Source organism: Curtobacterium sp. SGAir0471 (assembly GCF_005490985.1).
Lineage (GTDB): Bacteria > Actinomycetota > Actinomycetes > Actinomycetales > Microbacteriaceae > Curtobacterium.
Genome location: NZ_CP027869.1, coordinates 2,334,860 through 2,353,540, shown reverse-complemented (window position 1 = coordinate 2,353,540; position 18,681 = coordinate 2,334,860). Strand labels below are relative to the sequence as shown.

Here is an 18,681-nt window from a genome sequence, read left to right as displayed (position 1 = left end):
CGGTTCCGTAGGATCGATCGCGATGTCCGACCAGCAGCCCCCGTCGAAGTCCGTCCCGGCACGCATCCGCGGTGCGGTCGCCTCCCTGCGCCGCTCGGTGGCCCGGCGACCGGTCCCGTGGATCGCCGGCGGGCTCGTCGGTGTGCTCCTGCTCGGCTCCGGCGCCTCGGTCGCGGTCGCGGCGGCGACCCTGCCCGCCCGTCAGTCCGCGGCGCCCCCGTCGTCGGCGTCCGCCGCGCCGTCGGGGACGCCGCGAGCCTCGGCGACGCCGAGTGCGACGCCGACGGACGACACGCGGACCGTGCCCGACGCACCGGCGGGGCCGTCGGCCCTGCGCACCTGCACCATCGAGGCGGCGGCCTCGGCCGCCGGGCTCGGCTCGTTCGAGGGCTTCGTGATGAACGCCGCGACGGGCGAGACACTGTTCTCGCGGAGCGGGGACACGGCGGCGCAGACGGGCAGCGTGATGAAGACGCTGACGAGCGCAACGGCGCTCGCGGTCCTCGGCGGGGACCACCGCATCCCCACCACGGTGACGAAGGAGGCCGACGGCACCATCGCGCTCGTCGGGCACGGCGACGCGACGCTCTCGGCCGGCAACGGCACGGTCTACCCGGGCGCCCCGACCCTCGCGCAGCTCGCACAGCAGGTGAAGGCGGCCCTCGGCGACGCCCCGGTGACGACGATCGTCGCGGACGACAGCTACTGGTCCGACGCCGACGCGTGGGACCCGACCTGGCCGGAGAGCGAGCGCACGATCGGGTACCAGCCGCGGGTCACCGCGCTCATGGTCGACGGCGACCGGGCGAACCCGGCGGCGGCGACCTCGCCCCGCTCGACCGATCCGGTCGGCCGGGCCGGCGCGGCGTTCCGCACGGCCCTCGCGAACGCGGGCGTCGTGGGCGCCGGGAGCGCGCAGGTCGTGCAGCGGGCCACCACGAGCACGGACCAGATCGCCTCGGTCTCATCGCAGCCGGTGTCCACGCTGATCGGGCAGATGATCCCGAACTCCGACAACACCCTGGCCGAGATGCTCGCCCGCGTCTCGTCGAAGGAGTCCGGAGCGGGCGGGTCGGCGGCGTCCCTGACGGGCGTGTACCAGAAGGCCCTCGCCGGGTACGGTCTCGACCCCGCCGGCATCACCATCAAGGACGGCTCGGGGGAGAGCGCCTCGAACGCCGTGTCGCCGTCGTTCGTCGCCCACCTGATGGTCGCCGTCGCCGCCGGCGAGAAGGGCCTGGGCGTGCTGTCCGAGTCGCTGCCGGTCGCCGGGGTCTCCGGGACCCTGTCCAGCCGGTTCACCGGGGCCAACGCCGTCGCACGGGGCAAGGTGCACGCGAAGACCGGGTGGATCGACAGCGCGAACACGCTCGGCGGGTACATCGACGCGGAGGACGGCACCCGCCTGACCTTCGCGTTCTACGCGATCGGGTCCTCGCGCGCGGCCGCGCTGCCGGCGCTCGACGCGGTGACGGCAGCCACCTACCGCTGCGGCGGGAGCCTGACCTCGTCCTGACCCGCTGCCGCTCACCGCGCGCGGAGCCGCCGGGTGCAGGATGGATCCATGGCCAGGGCACTGCTCGTCGTCGACGTCCAGAACGACTTCACGGAGGGCGGTGCGCTCGGTGTGACCGGGGGCGCGGCCCTCGCGGAGCGGATCAGCGCCTTCACCGGGCGGCGCGGGGAGGAGTACGACCTCATCGTCGGCTCCCGTGACTGGCACCACGGCGACGACGACAACGGCGGCCACTTCGCCGGACCGGAGGGCCCCGACTTCGTGGACACGTGGCCGGTGCACTGCGTCGGCGGTACCCCGGGCGCCGAGTACCACCCGGACCTCGACACGAGCGTGATCGACGTGCACGTGTTCAAGGGCAGGGGCCGACCGGACTACTCGGCGTTCCAGGCGAGCACCGACGACGGCACCGCGCTGCCCGACCTGCTCGCGGAGCGCCGGGTGACGACGGTCGACGTCGTCGGGATCGCCACCGACCACTGCGTGCGCGCCACGGCGCTCGACGCGCGGGCCGCCGGGTACGACGTCGCCGTGTACGAGGACCTCGTCGCCGGCGTCGACCCGGACCGCAGCGCACGTGCCCTGGACGAGATCAGAGCGGTCGGCGGGCACGTCGACCGCAGCGACATGGACGAGGGGCTCGCGAACCCCGGAGGAGCAGTACTGTGACCACCACCCCCACGACCACCGGCTCGACCACGACCGGCACGTCCTCGACCGGCCCGACCACGACCGTCGCGGACGAACACGTCTCCGTCGCCGACGTCCCCACCGGCCTCTTCATCGCCGGTGCCTGGCGTCCCGCGAGCGGCGGCGCGACCTTCCCGGTCCGCGACCCGAGCACCGGCGAGGTCCTCGCCGAGGTCGCCGACGCCACGCCCGAGGACGGCATCGCGGCACTCGACGCCGCCGTGGCCGCGCAGGAGGGCTGGGCGTCGACGGCCCCGCGGACCCGCTCGGACATCCTGCGCCGCGCGTTCGACCTGGCGCACGAGCACGAGGACGACCTCGCGGCCCTGATGACGCTCGAGATGGGCAAGCCCCTCGCCGAGTCCCGCGGCGAGGTCGCGTACGGCAGCGAGTTCCTGCGGTGGTTCTCGGAGGAGGCCGTGCGCATCTCCGGCGACTACCGCACCAACCCGGAGGGCACCGGCCGGGGCATCGTGCTCCGCCGCCCCGTCGGTCCGGTCTACGCGATCACGCCGTGGAACTTCCCGCTCGCGATGGCGACCCGCAAGATCGGCCCCGCGCTCGCGGCGGGCTGCACCGTGGTGCTGAAGCCGGCCGACCTGACCCCGCTCACGACCCTCTTCCTGGTCGAGCTGTTCCGCCGCGCCGGGCTGCCGGACGGCGTGCTCAACGTGGTGCCCTCGCGCGACGCGAAGGCGCTGTCCGAGCCGATCATCGCCGACCGCAGACTCCGGAAGCTCACCTTCACGGGGTCGACGCCCGTCGGCTCGGCGCTGCTCAAGCAGGCGGCCGACAACGTCCTCAAGACGAGCATGGAGCTCGGCGGGAACGCACCGCTGCTCGTGTTCGACGACGCCGACCTCGACGAGGCCGTCGCCGCCGCGATGCAGGCCAAGTTCCGCAACGTCGGCGAGGCCTGCACCGCGGCGAACCGCTTCTTCGTGCAGGAGGGCATCGCGGACGACTTCACCGCGGCGCTCAGCGCGAAGGTCGAGGAACTGCGCATCGGTCGCGGCACCGAGGACGGGACGACCATCGGCCCGCTCATCGACGACCGTGCCGTGGACAAGGCCGCCGGGCTCGTGGACGACGCCGTGCAGCGCGGTGCGCGCCTGGTGACGGGCGGCGAGCGGGTCGACCGTCCGGGGACCTTCTACGCGCCGACGGTGCTCGACCAGGTCCAGCCGGGGTCGGACATCCTCACGACGGAGATCTTCGGCCCGGTCGTGTCGATCACGCGCTTCACCACCGAGGAGGAGGGCATCCGCCTGGCGAACGACACCGAGTACGGGCTCGTCGCCTACGCCTTCACGACCGACTTCCGCCGGGGCCAGCGGCTCGCCGAGCGCCTGGAGACCGGCATGCTCGGCCTGAACACCGGCGTCGTGTCGAACGCGGCGTTCCCGTTCGGCGGCGTGAAGTCGTCGGGGCTCGGCCGCGAGGGCTCCCACGAGGGCCTCGAGGAGTACCTGGAGTCGGTCTACGTCCTGACCCCGGACCCCTTCGCCGCCTGACCCCCCCCGTGAGACGCAACGTCGGCGGTTCCTCGCAGGGCTCCAGCCCTGCGAGGAGTCGCCGACGTTGCGTTCCGCGGGTCCGATCGAGCCGGGCGGGGCCGGGCCGCGTCAGACCAGCAGCTGGTGCTTCGCCAGGTCGCGGTAGAGCGGGGTGGACTGCACGAGCTCGGAGTGCGTCCCCGTGCCGACGACCCGGCCGTGCTCGAGCACGACGATGACGTCCGAGTCGACGACGGTCGACAGCCGGTGCGCGATGACGAGCAGCGTGCGGTCGGCCGCGACGGCGTCGATCGCCAGGCGCATCTTCTGCTCGTTCACCCCGTCGAGCGACGAGGTCGACTCGTCGAGCAGCAGGATCGGGGGAGCGGCGAGCAGCGCGCGGGCGATCGCGAGCCGCTGCCGCTCACCCCCGGAGAGCATGACGCCGTCCTCGCCCACCTGCGCGTCGAGGCCTCGGGGGTCGCGGTGCAGCACGTCGCCCAGGTTGACGGCCTCGAGCACCCGGACGCACTCCGCCTCGGAGGCGTCAGGGGAGCCGAGCAGCAGGTTCGCCCGGATGGTGCCGGCCAGCACGGGGGCGTCCTGCTCGACGTACCCGATCTGCGCGCGGAGCTCGGCGCGGTCGAGCCCGCGGACGTCGACGCCGCCGAGCCGGATCACGCCCGACGTCGGGTCGTAGAAGCGCTCGATGAGCGCCAGCGTGGTGGACTTGCCGGCCCCGGAGGGGCCGACCAGCGCGACCCGCGAGCCGCGCGGCACCCGGAACGACACGTCGTCCAGCACCACGTCGTCGGCGGGGCCGGTGTCGTCGGCCGCACCCGAGCCTCCAGACCGTGCCCCGCCTCCGGACGCTGCAGCGTCGGCCGACGGAGCGGCGCCGTCCGGACCGCTCGCGTCCGCGGACCGCGCGTACCGGAACGTGACGTGTTCGAAGGCGATCGCGTCGTCCGTCTCGGTCGCCGCGGCGACCCGGACGGCGCCGTCGTCCTGGTCCTCGGTCGGCAGGTGCAGGATCTCCTCGATGCGGCCGAGGGCGCCGAGCGCCTGCGCGACGGCGACGGCTGCGCCGAGGGCCTGTCCGAGCGGCATGACCATCATGAAGAGCAGCAGGATGAAGGTGATGAGCGTCGCGATGGTGATCTGCCCGGCGGCGACCTGCGCCCCGCCGACACCGAGCACGGCGATGAACGCGACCTGCATGACGATGCTCGCGACCGGCACGACGAACGCGGACATCTTCGCGATGTCGAGTCCGCGGCGGTAGGCCTCGGTGGCGTGGCCGTCGACCTCGGCGACCTCGCGGTCGGTGGCGCCCGCGGCGCGGATGGTGCGGACGGCGCCGATGCCGCGCTCCACCGCGGCGGTGAGGTCGCCGACCTTCTCCTGCGCGCGCTTCGACGCGATGCGGATGCGACGGCTGAGCCCACCGACGACGACGATCGCGACGAGCACGATGACGACCGTGATGCCGAGCAGCAGCGGGTCGATGACGGCCATGGCGATGATCGCGCCGACGAAGGTGAGCGCACCGCCGATCGACTCGATCAGTCCCTGGGTGAGCACGGCGCGCAGGAGTGTGGTGTCGCTGCCGACGCGGGACACCAGGTCGCCCGTGCGGCGGGTGTCGAACTCGGAGATCGGCAGGTTGAGGATCCGGGCGATGAGCTTGCGACGGGTGGAGAGCACCACGCCCTCGCCGGCGCGCTGGAGCAGGAAGTGCTGGATGCCGTTCAGCAGTCCGGACACGATGACGAGCGCCACGAGTGCCCACACCAGCAGTGACAGGGTCTGGCCCCGCTGCACCGCGGTGACGACCTGGTTCACGAGCAGCGGCTGCGCGAGCGAGGCGCCGGCTCCGAGGACGCTCAGCACGATGATCACGGCCATCGCGGGCTTGTTCTCGAACAGGTAGGTCAGCAGGCGACCGAAGCTCGCGCGGGGACCCTCGGACGGCTTGCGGCGTGCGGAGAAGAGGCTCATCGTTCCTGGTTCCTGCCGCCCGTGCTGGGTGTGCTGGCGGCCGTCGTCCATCTTCGCACCGTCGCGTGGGAGCGGCGTGCGCGAGGGGCGGGGGCGCGCGTGCGGGGCGGGCGGCGGCTGGCGTGGGCGGCGGCCGTGCAGAGCGGCCCGCGTGCGCCGAGTCCGACACCGCACGCGTCGATCGACCGGTGCGACGTCGGACGATGCGCCTGCAGACGATGCGTGCGCACCGTGCGACACGGCACGCGTCGATCGACTGGTGCAACGTCGCGGACGCGGCGGCCGCACGCGCGACCACACGAACGACGGACGGGAGGCACGGTGCCGGTCCGGCACCGCGCCTCCCGTTCCGTGGGGTGGCCGCGTCAGCGCGCGCGGGTCACGCCCGCACGTCCGCCGGCGCCGCGTCGGGCGAGCCGGCCGCATCGGCCTCGTCGAGCCCGGCACCCTTCGTCTCGCGGACGAAGAACAGCGCGACCACGGTCACGACGGCGGCGAGCGTCAGGTAGAGCCCGACCCAGACGATCGTGCCGTCCGGCTGCCACAGCGCCAGGGCGATCGTCGGCGCGAGCGACGCCCCGAGGATCGACGCGACGTTGTACGCGATCGCGGACCCGGTGTAGCGGACGTTCGTCGGGAAGAGCTCCGGCAGCAGCGCCCCCATCGGGCCGAAGGTCAGGCCCATGAGCGACAGCCCCACGATGAGGAAGGTGACGACGGTGATCGGCCCGGTCGACGCCGCGAACCAGAACTGGAACGTCAGGCCGAACAGGGCGATGCCGATCGTGGTCGGGATGAGCGTGCGACGACGGCCGTACTTGTCCGCCAGCCACCCGGCGACCGGCGTGAAGATGCCGAAGAACACCACGCCGATCATGAGCAGCGTGAGGAACTCGCCGCGGCTGTAGCCCAGGCCGACCTTCGGCACGAGCGGACCGGCCTCGGCGGCGGTGGTGCCGTAGGACAGCGTGAACGTCGTCATGAAGTAGAAGAGCACGTAGGTGGCGACCATGCCGAAGGTGCCGATGATGAGCGCCTTCCACGAGGTGCGGAACACCCGGCCGAGCGGCACCTTCGCGACCGAACCGGACTCCTGCACGCCGCGGAACACGGTCGACTCGACGAGCTTGAAGCGGACGTAGAGCCCGACGATCACCAGGACGGCGGAGAGCAGGAACGGGATGCGCCAGCCCCACGCCTGGAAGTCGGCGTTCGGGGTGCCGTCCGCGCCGGCGGGCATCGCGGCGTTGATCGCGATGAACAGGCCGTTCGCGAGCAGGAAGCCGATCGGGGCGCCGAGCTGCGGCATCGACCCGAACACGCCGCGCTTGCCCTTCGGGGCGTTCTCCGTCGCGAGCAGCGCCGCGCCGGACCACTCGCCGCCGAGGCCGACGCCCTGGGCGAACCGCATCACGGCGAGCAGGACCGGCGCCCAGATGCCGATCGACGCGAACGTCGGCAGGCAGCCGATCAGGAAGGTCGCCGTCCCCATCACGAGCAGCGAGGCGACGAGCGTGGCCTTCCGACCGACGCGGTCGCCGAAGTGGCCGAAGACGATCGACCCGACCGGACGGGCGAAGAACGCGAGGGCGAACGTGACGAAGGACGACAGCTGCGAGGCCGTCGGGTCCTCGTTCGGGAAGAACAGCGTGGGGAAGACGAGGACGGCAGCGGTCGCGTAGACGTAGAAGTCGTAGAACTCGATCGAGGTGCCGACGAGGCTGGCGATGATCACGCGGGAGCGTGGGTTGCCGGCGGGCTTCGTGTCGGTCGTGGCGGCGGGTGCCGGGGCGGCGGTCATGTACGGGGACTCCGAGGGGAGCGTTCACGGGGAACGCGGCGGTGTGCCGAAGCTGCGGACACCGGTCGGTCGCGCTTGGTGGCGCGGGCTCGGACCGGGTGCGTTCGGTGGGTGGTGGACCGCTCGTGACGGAACCCTCACCTTACGACAACCGTCGCCCAGCTGGAAATCGGCCGGGAGGCCCGTGGCCGCGTCCGCGCGCCGCGGAGCGGTCGTCGGCTGGTCGCCGCCGGCCGCTGGTCGCCGCCGTCAGCTGGTTGCCGCCGTCAGCTGGTCGCCGCCGTCAGCTGGCGGCGCCGGCCTCGAGGTGCGCGGGCAGCTGGTGCCCCATGCGGTCGCGCTTGGTGTCGAGGTAGCCGGCGTTCTGCGCGACGACCCCGACCACGAGCGGCACGAGCGACGACACCGTGATGCCGTGCTCCTCGAGCTGCCGACGCTTCTCGGGGTTGTTCGACAGCAGGCGCACGCGGGAGATGCCGAGGTCGGCGAGGATGCCCGCCGCCCCGCCGTACTCGCGTGAGTCCGCCGGCAGTCCGAGCGCCAGGTTGGCGTCGAGCGTGTCGAGCCCGTCCTCCTGCAGGCGGTAGGCCTTGAGCTTGTTGATCAGCCCGATGCCACGCCCCTCCTGCCCACGCAGGTAGACGACGACCCCGCCCTCGGTCGCGATGGTGTCGAGCGCGGCGTCGAGCTGCGGCCCGCACTCGCACTTCAGCGACCCGAACGCCTCGCCGGTCAGGCACTCGGAGTGCACCCGCACCAGGGCGTCGTCCCCGGGCATCGAGCCGTCGGGCAGCGTGGCGATGATCGCGACGTGCTCGGCGCTCGTGACCAGGTCGCGGTAGGCGCGCATCTCGAAGGTGCCGTGGGTGGTCGGGACGGTGGTCGCGACCTCGAACTGCACCGGGCTGCCCGGGGTGGGGGAGGTGAGTGCGTCGGTCATGGGGTGCTCCGGTCGTTCTGTGCCTGGTCGGCGGTGCATGCTGCGGTCACGGTCGGCGTGGTCGCGGTCGTCGTCGCCGCGTCGTCGGGACGGACGCTGCCGGTCCGGACGCGGTGGGGTCGAGCGCGGACCAGCAGGTCGGGGCCGAGTCTGGTGGTCGATGTGATGTCCAACTGTCGGCGGTCGCCGATGCTTCCCACGCCGACGTCGCCGATCGCGGTGCGCGGGCCGCCGAGCAGCACGGGCGCGAGGTACACGAGCACCTCGTCGACGAGGCCGGCGGCCACGAGCGCCGAGGCGACGGTGGGGCCGCCCTCGACGAGGACGGAGTGCACGCCGTGGTCGCGCAGGGTGTGCAGCGAGGCGGCGAGATCGTGTCCCGGCAGGGTCAGCAGCCCGCGCGGGTGTCGGCGGACCGCGGCGTCGTCCGGGACGGGGCGGTCACCGACGACGACGGGGAGCGGTTGGTCGGCGAGCAGTTCACCGGCGTCGCCCCGCGCGGTGAGGCTCGGGTCGTCGGCGAGCACCGTCCCGGTGCCGACCAGGATCGCGTCGTGGGCTGCCCGCTGCTCGTGCACGTGCTGGCGGGCGGCGGCCCCGGTGATCCACTTGCTCGTCCCGTCGGCCGCGGCTGCGCGCCCGTCGAGGCTGGAGGCCCACTTCACGGTCACCCACGGGCGCCCTGCGCGGACGGACAGGAGCCAGCGCTCGAGGAACGCCTCGGCCTCGTCGGCGAGGACACCGCTGACGACGTCGACACCGGCTGCGCGGAGGCGCTCCCCTCCGCCGCTCGCCTGCTCACCCGGGTCGTCGATCGCGTACACGACCCGGCCGACACCGGCCTCGATCAGCGCGAGCGCGCAGGGTCCGGTGCGACCGACGTGGTTGCACGGCTCGAGCGTCACGACGGCGGTGGCGCCCCGCAGCTGTTCCACGGGGACCTTCGCCATCGCGTCGACCTCGGCGTGCGGGGTGCCAGCACCCTTGTGCCAGCCCTCGGCGAGGACGTCACCGGCGGGGGAGAGCAGCACCGCGCCGACGCGGGCGTGGTCGCCGACGGCCGGCCCGAGCGCCGCGAGCTCGAGGGCGCGGCGCATGGCCCGGAGCTCCTCCGGGCGGGCGTGCTGGTCGGGTGTGGTGGTCACGCTCCGACACTACCGACGAGGAGTCGGTGACGCGTCACCTTCATGTCCCCTGACAGCGAACGAGGCCGCGGGCCAGGCCAGGTCCGACGCGGGGAGGCCGTCGGCGCGACGGAGTCCGGTCCAGGCGGGCGTGGGCCCGCCGTCCCGGTCGGGGATCCGGGCCGTTCCGGTGCCGGTGAAGGAGAACCCGCTGGCACGGGCGACGGACGCCGAGCCGGTGTTCCCCTCGTAGCACTCCCAGTACACGTCCGCGGCGCCCTGGGAGAACGCCCAGTCGACGACGAGCTCGACCGCGGCGTGCATCAGTCCCTGGCCGCGCGCCGTCGGCGCGAGCCAGAATCCGAGGTCGCGGTGCTCGGTGCGGAAGGACACCACGCCGTCGAGCCAGGTCGACCCCGGACGGCGGATGCCCCACGTGTACTCGCGGTCGGACGCCCAACCCGGACCGACCAGCGCGTCGACGAAGGTCTGCGCGTCCCGGTCGGTGTACGGCGTCGGGACGGTCGTCCACCGGACCACGGCGGGGTCCTGGCAGCCCTGCGTGATGGCCGCCGTGTCGGACCGGGTCGGCACCGAGAGGTGCACCCGGTCCGACGACAGCGTCACGGGGAGCATCGTCAGCCGCGCGAGCGGGGCACGAAGCCGATGCGGTCGTACACGCGGGCGAGGGTCGCCTGCGCGATGGACTCGGCCCGCTCGGCACCGACCGCGAGCAGCCGGTCGAGTTCGGCCGGGTCGTCGAGCAGTTCGAGCGTCCGGGCGCGCACGGGCTCCAGCTCGGCGACGACGGCGTCGGCCACGGCACCCTTGAGGTCGCCGTAGCCCTTGCCGACGAACTGCTCCTCGAGCGACGCCACCGGGGTCCGGGTGAACGCCGACAGGATCGCGAGCAGGTTCGTCACACCGGGCTTCTCCTGGCGGTCCGCCCGGATCTCGCGCTCGGTGTCGGTGACGGCCGACCGGATCTTCTTCGCGGTGCGCTTCGGGTCGTCGAGCAGGCGGATGAGGCCGTTGTCCGACGCGGCGGACTTGCTCATCTTGCTCGTCGGGTCCTGCAGGTCGTAGATCCGAGCGGTCTCGGTGCCGATCTGTGCCTTCGGCACCACGAAGGTGTCGCCGAAGCGGGAGTTGAACCGGGTGGCCAGGTCGCGGGTGAGCTCGACGTGCTGGCGCTGGTCGTCTCCGACCGGCACCACGGCGGTGTCGTAGAGCAGGATGTCCGCCGCCATCAGGATCGGGTAGGTGAAGAGCCCGACCGACGCGGCCTCGGTGCCCTGCCGTGCCGACTTGTCCTTGAACTGGGTCATCCGGCTCGCCTCCCCGAAGCCGGTCAGGGTGTTGAGCACCCAGGCGAGCTCGGCGTGCGCCGGCACGTGCGACTGCACGAAGAGGGTCGACTTCGTCGGGTCGATGCCCGAGGCGATGTACTGCGCCGCGGTCGCCCGGGTGCTCGCACGGAGCTCCGTCGGGTCCTGCGGGGACGTGATCGCGTGCATGTCGACGACGCAGTAGATCGCGTCGTGGTCGTCCTGCAGGTCGCGCCACTGCATGAGCGCCCCGACGTAGTTGCCCAGGTGGAGGGACCCGGCCGACGGCTGGATGCCCGAGAAGATGCGCGTCTTGGTCATGGAGGTGTTCCTGTAGTGCGTGGAGGGGGAGGAGGTCAGAGTTCGTAGTCGACGACCACGGGGGCGTGGTCGGACCATCGCTGGTCGTACGCCGCAGCACGGTCGACCGTGTAGCTCGAGACCTTGGCCGCGAGGTCGGGGGTCGCCACCTGGTAGTCGATGCGCCAACCCGAGTCGTTGTCGAAGGCCTGCCCGCGCCACGACCACCACGTGTACGGGCCGTCGACGTCGCCGGCCTGCTCGCGGCCCACGTCCACCCAGCCGAGGCCGGGGCCCGTCGACCCGTCGGCACCCTCGACCTGCTCGCCCTCGGCCCCGAAGAACCGCGAGAAGTAGGCACGTTCACGCGGCAGGAAGCCCGCCCGCTTCACGTTGCCCTTCCAGTTCTTGATGTCGCGCTGGTCGTGCCCGACGTTGAGGTCACCGACGACGACCGCCAGCGGGTTGTGCGCGCGCAGGGCGGGGAGTCGCTCGCTCATCGCGTCGAGGAACCTCCACTTCTCGTCCTGCTTCGGGGTGTCGACCTCGCCCGAGTGGACGTAGCAGGACACCACCGTGACGGTGGTGCCGTCGAGCTCGTAGTCGGCCTCGATCCAGCGGCCGGCGGAGTCGAAGTCCGACGGCCCGATCTCCACACGGTGGACGTGCGCGCGGTGCCGCGAGGCGATCGCGACGCCCGCGCGGCCCTTCGCCGTGGCGGGGTCGTGCACGATGTCCCACTCGTCACCGAGCAGCCCGGCCAGGTCGTCGCTCGAGGCACGGACCTCCTGCAGGGCGAGCACGTCGACGTCGCGCGTGGCGAGCCAGTCGCCCATGCCCTTCCGGAACGCGGCGCGGACGCCGTTCACGTTGACGGATGCGAGGCGCAGGCGTGTCATGCCGACCACCCTACCGACGCGCGCCGACGGCTCCGGCGCACCCCGTGACCGTGACCGCACGCGGAGACGGACGGGAGGCCCGTGGCTGCACAGCCACGGGCCTCCCGTCCGTCTGGTGGTCGCGTGCGCGACCGGCGCGATCAGGCCGCGTCGTGGTCCGTCTGCAGGAACTCGACCAGGCTGTCCGCCGTCGTCTCGGCGTCGTCACCGGTCACCGTGAGGGTGACCTCGTCGCCGTTCTCGATGCCCAGGCCGAGGAGCGCGAGGATGCTGCCCGCGTTGCCGGACTTGTCGCCCTTGGCGATCGTCACCTGGTGACCGGACGCGGTCACGGTCTGGACGAAGAGGGACGCGGGGCGGGCGTGCAGGCCGGACGCGCTGGCGACGGTGACGGTGCGGGTGGCTTCGGACATCGATGGACTCCTGTCGACGGGTGGTGCGCTCATGCTAGCGAGCGCCTGGTGGGCGGTCCCGGGGACCGGCGCCGGTCAGTCGCGACCGGGCCAGAGGACCTCGGTGCCAGCGGCCTCGACCTCGCGCACGAGGTCGGCGTTCACGCCGGGGTCGGTGATGATCGTGTCGATCGCGGCGAGCGGGGCGACCCGACCGAACTCCTCGCGACCGAACTTCGTGTGGTCGGCGAGCAGGATGCTCCGGCGGGCCGACTTGATCATGGCGCTCTTCACGGCGGCCTCGGCCATGTTGTGCGTCGTCAGCCCTCGTTCAGGCGTGATGCCGTTGATGCTGATGAAGGCGACGTCGACGCTCACCATGCCGATGAGCTGGTGCGTCCACGTCCCGACGCCGGCGAGGGAGTCGCTGCGGATGTTGCCGCCGAGCAGGTGCAGGTCGATGCCGGACCGGTTCGCGACCGCCATGGCAACGGGCAGCGAGTGCGTGACGACGGTGAGCCCGCGGTCGGTGGGGAGCATCTCGGCCAGGCAGATGGTGGAGGTGCCGGCGTCGATCATCACCGAGCCGTTCTCCGGGAGCTCGGCGAGCGCTGCCTCGGCGATCACCATCTTCTCGGCCTGGTTGATCCCGCCGCGGTCGCCGACCCCCGGGTGCAGGGTGATGCGCTCGACGGGGATCGCGCCACCGTGCGCCCGTCGGACGAGCCCGCGTCGCTCGAGGCTCGTCAGGTCGCGGCGGATGGTCTCCGGGGTGACCTCGAGCAGCTCGGCGAGGTCCTTGACGTCCACGCGTCCCTGCGACCGGGCGCGTTCGACGATGCGCTGGTGGCGCTCTGGTGCGTACATGGACCTCGTCGTCTCGGTCGATCGGCCTGCTCGGAACAGAACGGGCATGGTCGGGCAGATCGGCGGCGGAACTGTCCGGATCGCTTCGTCCACCAGACGCAAACGGGCATCTGTTTCTGCATTTTTATCCCCGGATGTGTTTGTTTGTCAACGCGGATCGGGGTAGTGTGCTGCCAAGCCGCACGGGCGTGGTCCGTTCGTGCCGCTGCGCACCGAACGAACCACCCCCACCGTGAGCGCGTGGAGATGAAGGAGTCTCGAATGTCCGAACTGCTCGGCACCGGCGTCGGCCGCGGCGTCGCCCACGGCCCCGTGCTCCGCATGGCGGACCCGCTCGGCGAACCGTCGAAGGACGCGCTGACCGGCACCCCGGACGACGCGAAGCACGCCGTCGCCGAGGCGCTCGCCGCGGTGGCAGAGGACCTCACCAAGCGCGGTCAGCTCGCTGGCGGCGACGCCCAGGCCGTGCTCGAGGCGCAGGCGCTCATGGCCCAGGACCCGACACTCCTCGACGACGTGCACGCCCGCATCGACGGCGGCACCAACGCCGAGCGCGCGGTGTTCGAGGCGTTCGGCCAGTTCCGCGACCTGCTCGTCGGGATGGGCGGCTACATGGGGGAGCGTGCGGCCGACCTCGACGACGTGGCGCAGCGCATCATCGCGAAGCTCCGCGGTGTCCCCGCCCCGGGCGTCCCCGAGTCCGACACCCCCTTCGTCCTCGTCGCCCGTGACCTCGCGCCGGCCGACACCGCACTGCTCGATCTCGACAAGGTGCTCGCCCTCGTCACCCGCGACGGCGGCCCGACCTCGCACACCGCGATCCTCGCCCGCGCCAAGGGCATCACCGCGATCGTCGGTGTCACCGGCGCCGACGGCCTCGCCGACGGCACGCACGTCGTCGTCGACGCCGCCGCCGGCACCGTCGTGACCGACCCGTCCGCGGAGCTCGTCGCCGACGTAGACCAGCGCATCGCGGACCGCCTCGCCGCCGCTGCCGCACCGCTCACCGCGGGTGCGCTCGCCGACGGGCACACCGTCCCGCTGCTCGCGAACCTCGGCAGCCCCGCCGACGCCGCGGGCGCCGTTGCTCTCGGTGCGGAGGGCGTGGGGCTCTTCCGCACCGAGTTCCTCTTCCTCGACTCGCCGAAGGCGCCGACCGTCGAGCAGCAGACCGAGTCGTACCGCCAGCTGCTCGAGGCGTTCCCCGGCAAGAAGGTCGTCGTCCGAGCCCTCGACGCCGGCGCCGACAAGCCGCTGCCGTTCCTCACCGACAAGGACGAGGAGAACCCGGCGCTCGGCCGCCGCGGTCTGCGTGCACTGCGGAACCACGAGGAGGTCCTCCGCGACCAGCTCACCGCCCTGGCCCAGGCCGACGCCGCGACCGAGGCCGACCTCTGGGTGATGGCCCCGATGGTCGCCGACGCCGAGGAGACCGAGTACTTCGTCGGCCTCGCCCGCGAGCTCGGCATCCGCACCGCGGGTGTCATGGCCGAGGTCCCCTCGCTCGCGCTCATGGCCGAGCAGGTCTTCGCGAACGCCGACTTCGTGTCGGTCGGCACGAACGACCTGACCCAGTACACGATGGCCGCCGACCGCATGCTCGGCACCGTCGCGTCCTACCAGGACCCGTGGCACCCCGCCGTCCTGCGCCTCGTCGCACAGCTCGGTGCCGCCGGCGCCGACGCGGGCAAGGCGGTGGGCATCTGCGGCGAGGCCGCGGCGGACCCGCTGCTCGCCGTCGTGCTCGTCGGCCTCGGCGCCACCACCCTGTCCATGACCCCCGCGGCCCTGGCCGACGTGCGCGCCGAGCTCGGCAAGCACACGCTCGAGCAGGCCCGCGAGATGGCGAAGGCGGCCCTCGCCGCGAGCACCGCTGCGGCAGCGAAGTCCGCCGCGGCAGCCGCGCACGCCGTCTGACCCGACCGCTCCACCCCACGCAGCACCCGCACCACCGCAGTACCCGCACCACCGCAGCACCCCTTCACACCGCAGCAGCACCCCTCACAGAAAGCCAGGCACATGACAACGTCGTCCGTTGCAGCGCCCGACGCCCCCGCGAAGTCGCGGGGCGGCGCACGCGTCGCCGTCCAGAAGTTCGGCACGTTCCTCTCCGGCATGGTGATGCCGAACATCGCGATCTTCATCGCGTGGGGCCTCATCACCGCGTTCTTCATCGAGACCGGTTGGACGCCCGTCGGCGTCCTCGGCGGCTTCGGTGAGACGAACGGCGTGGCCAACATCGGTCTCGTCAGCCCGATCCTGACCTACCTCATCCCGCTCGCGATCGCCTTCCAGGGCGGCCGGATGATCTACGAGACCCGCGGCGCGGTCGTCGGCTCGATCATGGCGATGGGCGTCATCATCGGCGCCAACGGCACGATCATGATCCTCGGCGCGATGATCTGCGGCCCGCTCGGCGCATGGCTCATCAAGCAGATCGACAAGATCTGGGACGGCAAGATCAAGCCCGGCTTCGAGATGCTCGTGAACAACTACGCGGCCGGCATCCTCGGCTTCGTGCTCGCGCTCATCGGCTTCTTCTGGCTCGCGCCGCTGTTCAAGCTCATCGCCGAGGGCCTCGGCGCCGCGGTGAAGTTCCTCGTCGACAGCTCGCTCCTGCCGCTCGCCAGCGTCATCATCGAGCCCGCCAAGGTCTTCTTCCTCAACAACGCAATCAACCACGGCGTGCTCGACCAGCTCGGCGCGCAGCAGGTCCAGGAGTCCGGCAAGAGCATCCTGTTCCTGCTCGAGGCGAACCCCGGCCCCGGTCTCGGCATCCTGCTCGCCTTCACCTTCTTCGGTGTCGGCATCGCCCGCTCGACCGCTCCCGGCGCGATCCTCATCCAGTTCTTCGGCGGCATCCACGAGATCTACTTCCCGTACGTGCTGCAGAAGCCGGTCCTCTTCATCGCCGTCATCCTCGGTGGTGCGACCGGTGTCGCGACCAACGTCGCCTTCCACTCCGGCCTCGTCGCCCCGGCCTCGCCCGGTTCGATCATCGCCGTCCTCACCGCCACGGCGAAGGACAGCTACGTCGGTGTCATCCTGTCGGTCGTCCTCTCCGCAGCGGTCTCGTTCGCGGTGGCGTCCTTCTTCCTGCTCGCCAGCCGCAAGCGCGACCTGGCGAACGGCGGCGGTGACATGAGCGCCGCGATGGCGAAGCTCCAGGCCAACAAGGGCCGCGACGTGAACGCCGCGACCTCCGGTCTGCTCGGCAACAACGCCCCGCGCTCGGAGGAGGAGACCGAGGCCGCCTTCGGTGGGGTCGGCTCCGGCACCGCGACGGCGACCCGCGTCGAGAGCGTCGTGTTCGCCTGCGACGCCGGCATGGGCTCGAGCGCCATGGGCGCCAGCGTCCTGCGCAACAAGGTCAAGAAGGCGGGCATCGAGGGCGTCACGGTCGTCAACAAGGCGATCGCGAACCTCGACGGCACCGAGGACCTGATCATCACGCAGGAGGAGCTGACGGACCGCGCCAAGCAGAAGAACCCGAACGCACAGCACGTGTCGGTCGGCAACTTCATGAACGCGCCGCAGTACGACCAGGTCGTCGACCAGCTCAAGAACCAGTAACGAAGTGCAGTATCGGAGGGGACGGGTGCGAGCCCGTCCCCTCCACCACGTCCGTCGAGAACAAGGAGAACCCCCGATGCCCGTCCTGCAGGAGAGCCAGATCCGCATCCACACCGAGGACACCGCCCCGACCAAGTCGGAGGCGATGAAGGAGGCGGCCGAGATCCTCGAGGCTGCGGGCGCGGTCACGGCGGACTACTACCCGGCGATGCTCGAGCGCGAGAAGAGCGTCTCGACCTACATGGGGAACTTCCTCGCCATCCCGCACGGCACCAACGACGCCAAGGACGCCATCAAGTCCTCGGCGCTCTCGTTCATCCGCTACGCCACCCCGATCGACTGGGACGGCAACCCCGTGCGCTTCGTCGTGGGCATCGCCGGCGTGAACAACGAGCACCTCGACATCCTGTCCAAGATCGCGATCGTGTTCTCCGACGAGGACGAGGTCCAGAAGCTGACCGACGCGCCGGACACCGCGGCGATCCTGTCGATCCTCGGCGAGGTCAACGAGTGACCGGGACCGCCGTCCACTTCGGCGCCGGCAACATCGGCCGCGGCTTCGTCGGGCTCCTGCTCCACGAGGCCGGTTACGAGGTCGTGTTCGCCGACGTCGCCGCACCGCTCATCGACGCACTCGCCGCTGCCGACTCGTACACCGTGCACGAGGTCGGGCAGGGCGCCCAGGACCACGAGGTCACCGGCTTCCGCGCCGTGAACAGCGCGCAGGACGAGGCCGGTGTCGTCGCCGAGGTCGCCGCTGCCGACGTCGTCACCTGCGCCGTCGGCCCGACGGTCCTGAAGTTCATCGCCCCGGTCATCGCGAAGGCGCTCCAGCAGCGTGACGCCGACGCCGCCCCGCTCGCCGTGATGGCCTGCGAGAACGCGATCAACGCCACCGACCGCCTGCGGGAGTTCATCGTCGAGGCACTCCCGGCCGACTCGCGCGACGAGGCCCTGGCCAAGGCGGTCTTCGCGAACACCGCCGTCGACCGGATCGTCCCGGCCCAGCCCGAGGGTGCCGGTCTCGACGTCACGGTCGAGACCTACTTCGAGTGGGCCATCGACCGCACCCCGTTCGGCGGGTCCGAGCCGGAGATCCCCGGCGCGCACTACGTCGACGGGCTCGCGGCATCCATCGAGCGGAAGCTCTTCACGGTGAACACCGGGCACGCCACCGTCGCGTACCACGGGTTCCTCGCCGGCGCGGACAAGATCTCGGACGCCATCGGGATCCCGGCCGTGCGCTCCGAGCTCGAGTCGGTGCTCGCCGAGACGAGCGACCTGCTGGTCCGCCGGCACGAGCTCGACCCCGAGGTGCACCGCTCCTACGTCCAGGCGATCATCGGTCGCTTCGAGAATCCGCACCTGCCCGACACGGTCACCCGCGTCGGTCGGCAGCCGCTCCGCAAGCTGTCGCGGGACGAGCGCTTCGTCTCGCCCGCCGCCGCCCTCGCCGAGGACGGCACCGAGCCGACCGCGCTGCTCGACGCGATGGGCGCTGCCCTGCGCTTCGACGTCGCCGACGACGAGCAGAGCGTCGAGCTGCAGCAGCTCCTGCGCTCGGACCGCTCGGACGCCGACGTGGCGACCGAGATCACCGGGCTCGACGCCGAGCATCCGCTGCACGCGGCGTTCGCCGACCGGGTGCGCTCCGCGCGCGCCTGAGGCGACCACACGACGCGACCACACGACGTCCTGGAGGCGCGGTGCCGGCTGGCACCGCGCCTCCCGTCCGTCCCGGTGAGACGCCGCGC

At 72.0% G+C, this 18,681-nt stretch carries 15 protein-coding genes and 1 pseudogene; 7 read left to right on the top strand and 9 right to left on the bottom strand.

The window, feature by feature from the left end:
- The first annotated feature begins 22 nt into the window (after window positions 1-22).
- From dacB to C1N91_RS10840, 3 genes are all read left to right on the top strand, one after another.
- Window positions 23-1,516: a D-alanyl-D-alanine carboxypeptidase/D-alanyl-D-alanine endopeptidase gene (gene dacB, locus C1N91_RS10850; protein WP_137767724.1), complete on the top strand. Its 1,494-nt coding sequence runs from the start codon at window positions 23-25 to the stop codon at window positions 1,514-1,516.
- Between the two features lie 48 nt (window positions 1,517-1,564).
- Window positions 1,565-2,185, top strand: a complete 621-nt coding sequence (locus tag C1N91_RS10845) for an isochorismatase family protein (protein WP_137767723.1) — start codon at window positions 1,565-1,567, stop codon at window positions 2,183-2,185.
- Between the two features lie 113 nt (window positions 2,186-2,298).
- Window positions 2,299-3,720 carry an NAD-dependent succinate-semialdehyde dehydrogenase gene (locus tag C1N91_RS10840; protein WP_058729901.1) on the top strand — a complete coding sequence of 474 codons (1,422 nt, stop codon included), beginning with the start codon at window positions 2,299-2,301 and terminating at the stop codon, window positions 3,718-3,720.
- A 111-nt stretch (window positions 3,721-3,831) separates the two neighbouring features.
- On the opposite strand, the gene C1N91_RS10835 is transcribed toward C1N91_RS10840, so the two are convergent.
- The 9 genes and pseudogenes from C1N91_RS10835 to C1N91_RS10795 form a co-directional block, all read right to left on the bottom strand.
- Window positions 3,832-5,703, bottom strand: coding sequence for an ABC transporter ATP-binding protein (locus C1N91_RS10835; RefSeq protein WP_137768792.1), 1,872 nt, complete (start codon window positions 5,701-5,703; stop codon window positions 3,832-3,834).
- Window positions 5,704-6,082: 379 nt separating this feature from the next.
- Window positions 6,083-7,504, bottom strand: a complete 1,422-nt coding sequence (locus C1N91_RS10830) for an MFS transporter (RefSeq protein WP_137767721.1) — start codon at window positions 7,502-7,504, stop codon at window positions 6,083-6,085.
- A 283-nt stretch (window positions 7,505-7,787) separates the two neighbouring features.
- Window positions 7,788-8,429 (bottom strand): annotated as a pseudogene (gene ribA, locus C1N91_RS10825) (GTP cyclohydrolase II); the annotation flags it as partial.
- Between the two features lie 11 nt (window positions 8,430-8,440).
- Complete coding sequence (ribD, locus tag C1N91_RS10820; protein ID WP_137768791.1) at window positions 8,441-9,541, bottom strand: bifunctional diaminohydroxyphosphoribosylaminopyrimidine deaminase/5-amino-6-(5-phosphoribosylamino)uracil reductase RibD; 1,101 nt, start codon at window positions 9,539-9,541, stop codon at window positions 8,441-8,443.
- Window positions 9,542-9,598: 57 nt separating this feature from the next.
- Window positions 9,599-10,195, bottom strand: a complete 597-nt coding sequence (locus C1N91_RS10815; protein ID WP_175415992.1) for a GNAT family N-acetyltransferase — start codon at window positions 10,193-10,195, stop codon at window positions 9,599-9,601.
- Window positions 10,196-10,206: 11 nt separating this feature from the next.
- Complete coding sequence (gene trpS, locus C1N91_RS10810) at window positions 10,207-11,217, bottom strand: tryptophan--tRNA ligase (RefSeq protein WP_137767718.1); 1,011 nt, start codon at window positions 11,215-11,217, stop codon at window positions 10,207-10,209.
- Between the two features lie 35 nt (window positions 11,218-11,252).
- A complete protein-coding gene (locus C1N91_RS10805) occupies window positions 11,253-12,095 on the bottom strand; it encodes an exodeoxyribonuclease III (RefSeq protein WP_137767717.1) in 843 nt (280 codons plus the stop codon).
- A 140-nt stretch (window positions 12,096-12,235) separates the two neighbouring features.
- Complete coding sequence (locus C1N91_RS10800; protein ID WP_066655121.1) at window positions 12,236-12,508, bottom strand: HPr family phosphocarrier protein; 273 nt, start codon at window positions 12,506-12,508, stop codon at window positions 12,236-12,238.
- A gap of 75 nt (window positions 12,509-12,583) precedes the next feature.
- Window positions 12,584-13,354 (bottom strand): DeoR/GlpR family DNA-binding transcription regulator, encoded by a 771-nt coding sequence (locus C1N91_RS10795; RefSeq protein ID WP_058728882.1) that lies wholly within the window; start codon window positions 13,352-13,354, stop codon window positions 12,584-12,586.
- A 261-nt stretch (window positions 13,355-13,615) separates the two neighbouring features.
- On the opposite strand from C1N91_RS10795, the gene ptsP reads away from it, so the two are divergent.
- The 4 genes from ptsP (at window position 13,616) to C1N91_RS10775 (ending at window position 18,592) form a co-directional block, all read left to right on the top strand.
- Window positions 13,616-15,271, top strand: a complete 1,656-nt coding sequence (gene ptsP / locus C1N91_RS10790; protein WP_137767716.1) for a phosphoenolpyruvate--protein phosphotransferase — start codon at window positions 13,616-13,618, stop codon at window positions 15,269-15,271.
- A 102-nt stretch (window positions 15,272-15,373) separates the two neighbouring features.
- Window positions 15,374-16,927, top strand: a complete 1,554-nt coding sequence (locus C1N91_RS10785) for a PTS mannitol transporter subunit IICB (RefSeq protein ID WP_137767715.1) — start codon at window positions 15,374-15,376, stop codon at window positions 16,925-16,927.
- Between the two features lie 76 nt (window positions 16,928-17,003).
- A complete protein-coding gene (locus C1N91_RS10780) occupies window positions 17,004-17,441 on the top strand; it encodes a PTS sugar transporter subunit IIA (protein WP_022907882.1) in 438 nt (145 codons plus the stop codon).
- Window positions 17,438-18,592 carry a mannitol-1-phosphate 5-dehydrogenase gene (locus C1N91_RS10775; RefSeq protein ID WP_137767714.1) on the top strand — a complete coding sequence of 385 codons (1,155 nt, stop codon included), beginning with the start codon at window positions 17,438-17,440 and terminating at the stop codon, window positions 18,590-18,592. Before C1N91_RS10780 ends, C1N91_RS10775 begins: the two co-directional genes overlap by 4 nt.
- Window positions 18,593-18,681: the final 89 nt, after the last annotated feature.

What these genes read in the sequence shown, in the direction of transcription:
- C1N91_RS10845 (WP_137767723.1), top strand. Translation starts at nt 1,565, where the DNA reads ATGGCCAGGGCACTGCTCGTCGTCGACGTCCAGAACGACTTCACGGAG.
- C1N91_RS10835 (WP_137768792.1), bottom strand. Translation starts at nt 5,703, where the DNA reads ATGAGCCTCTTCTCCGCACGCCGCAAGCCGTCCGAGGGTCCCCGCGCG.
- trpS (WP_137767718.1), bottom strand. Translation starts at nt 11,217, where the DNA reads ATGACCAAGACGCGCATCTTCTCGGGCATCCAGCCGTCGGCCGGGTCC.
- C1N91_RS10805 (WP_137767717.1), bottom strand. Translation starts at nt 12,095, where the DNA reads ATGACACGCCTGCGCCTCGCATCCGTCAACGTGAACGGCGTCCGCGCC.
- C1N91_RS10800 (WP_066655121.1), bottom strand. Translation starts at nt 12,508, where the DNA reads ATGTCCGAAGCCACCCGCACCGTCACCGTCGCCAGCGCGTCCGGCCTG.
- C1N91_RS10780 (WP_022907882.1), top strand. Translation starts at nt 17,004, where the DNA reads ATGCCCGTCCTGCAGGAGAGCCAGATCCGCATCCACACCGAGGACACC.
- C1N91_RS10785 (WP_137767715.1), top strand. Translation starts at nt 15,374, where the DNA reads ATGACAACGTCGTCCGTTGCAGCGCCCGACGCCCCCGCGAAGTCGCGG.
- C1N91_RS10830 (WP_137767721.1), bottom strand. Translation starts at nt 7,504, where the DNA reads ATGACCGCCGCCCCGGCACCCGCCGCCACGACCGACACGAAGCCCGCC.
- C1N91_RS10795 (WP_058728882.1), bottom strand. Translation starts at nt 13,354, where the DNA reads ATGTACGCACCAGAGCGCCACCAGCGCATCGTCGAACGCGCCCGGTCG.
- ptsP (WP_137767716.1), top strand. Translation starts at nt 13,616, where the DNA reads ATGTCCGAACTGCTCGGCACCGGCGTCGGCCGCGGCGTCGCCCACGGC.
- dacB (WP_137767724.1), top strand. Translation starts at nt 23, where the DNA reads ATGTCCGACCAGCAGCCCCCGTCGAAGTCCGTCCCGGCACGCATCCGC.
- ribD (WP_137768791.1), bottom strand. Translation starts at nt 9,541, where the DNA reads ATGCGCCGCGCCCTCGAGCTCGCGGCGCTCGGGCCGGCCGTCGGCGAC.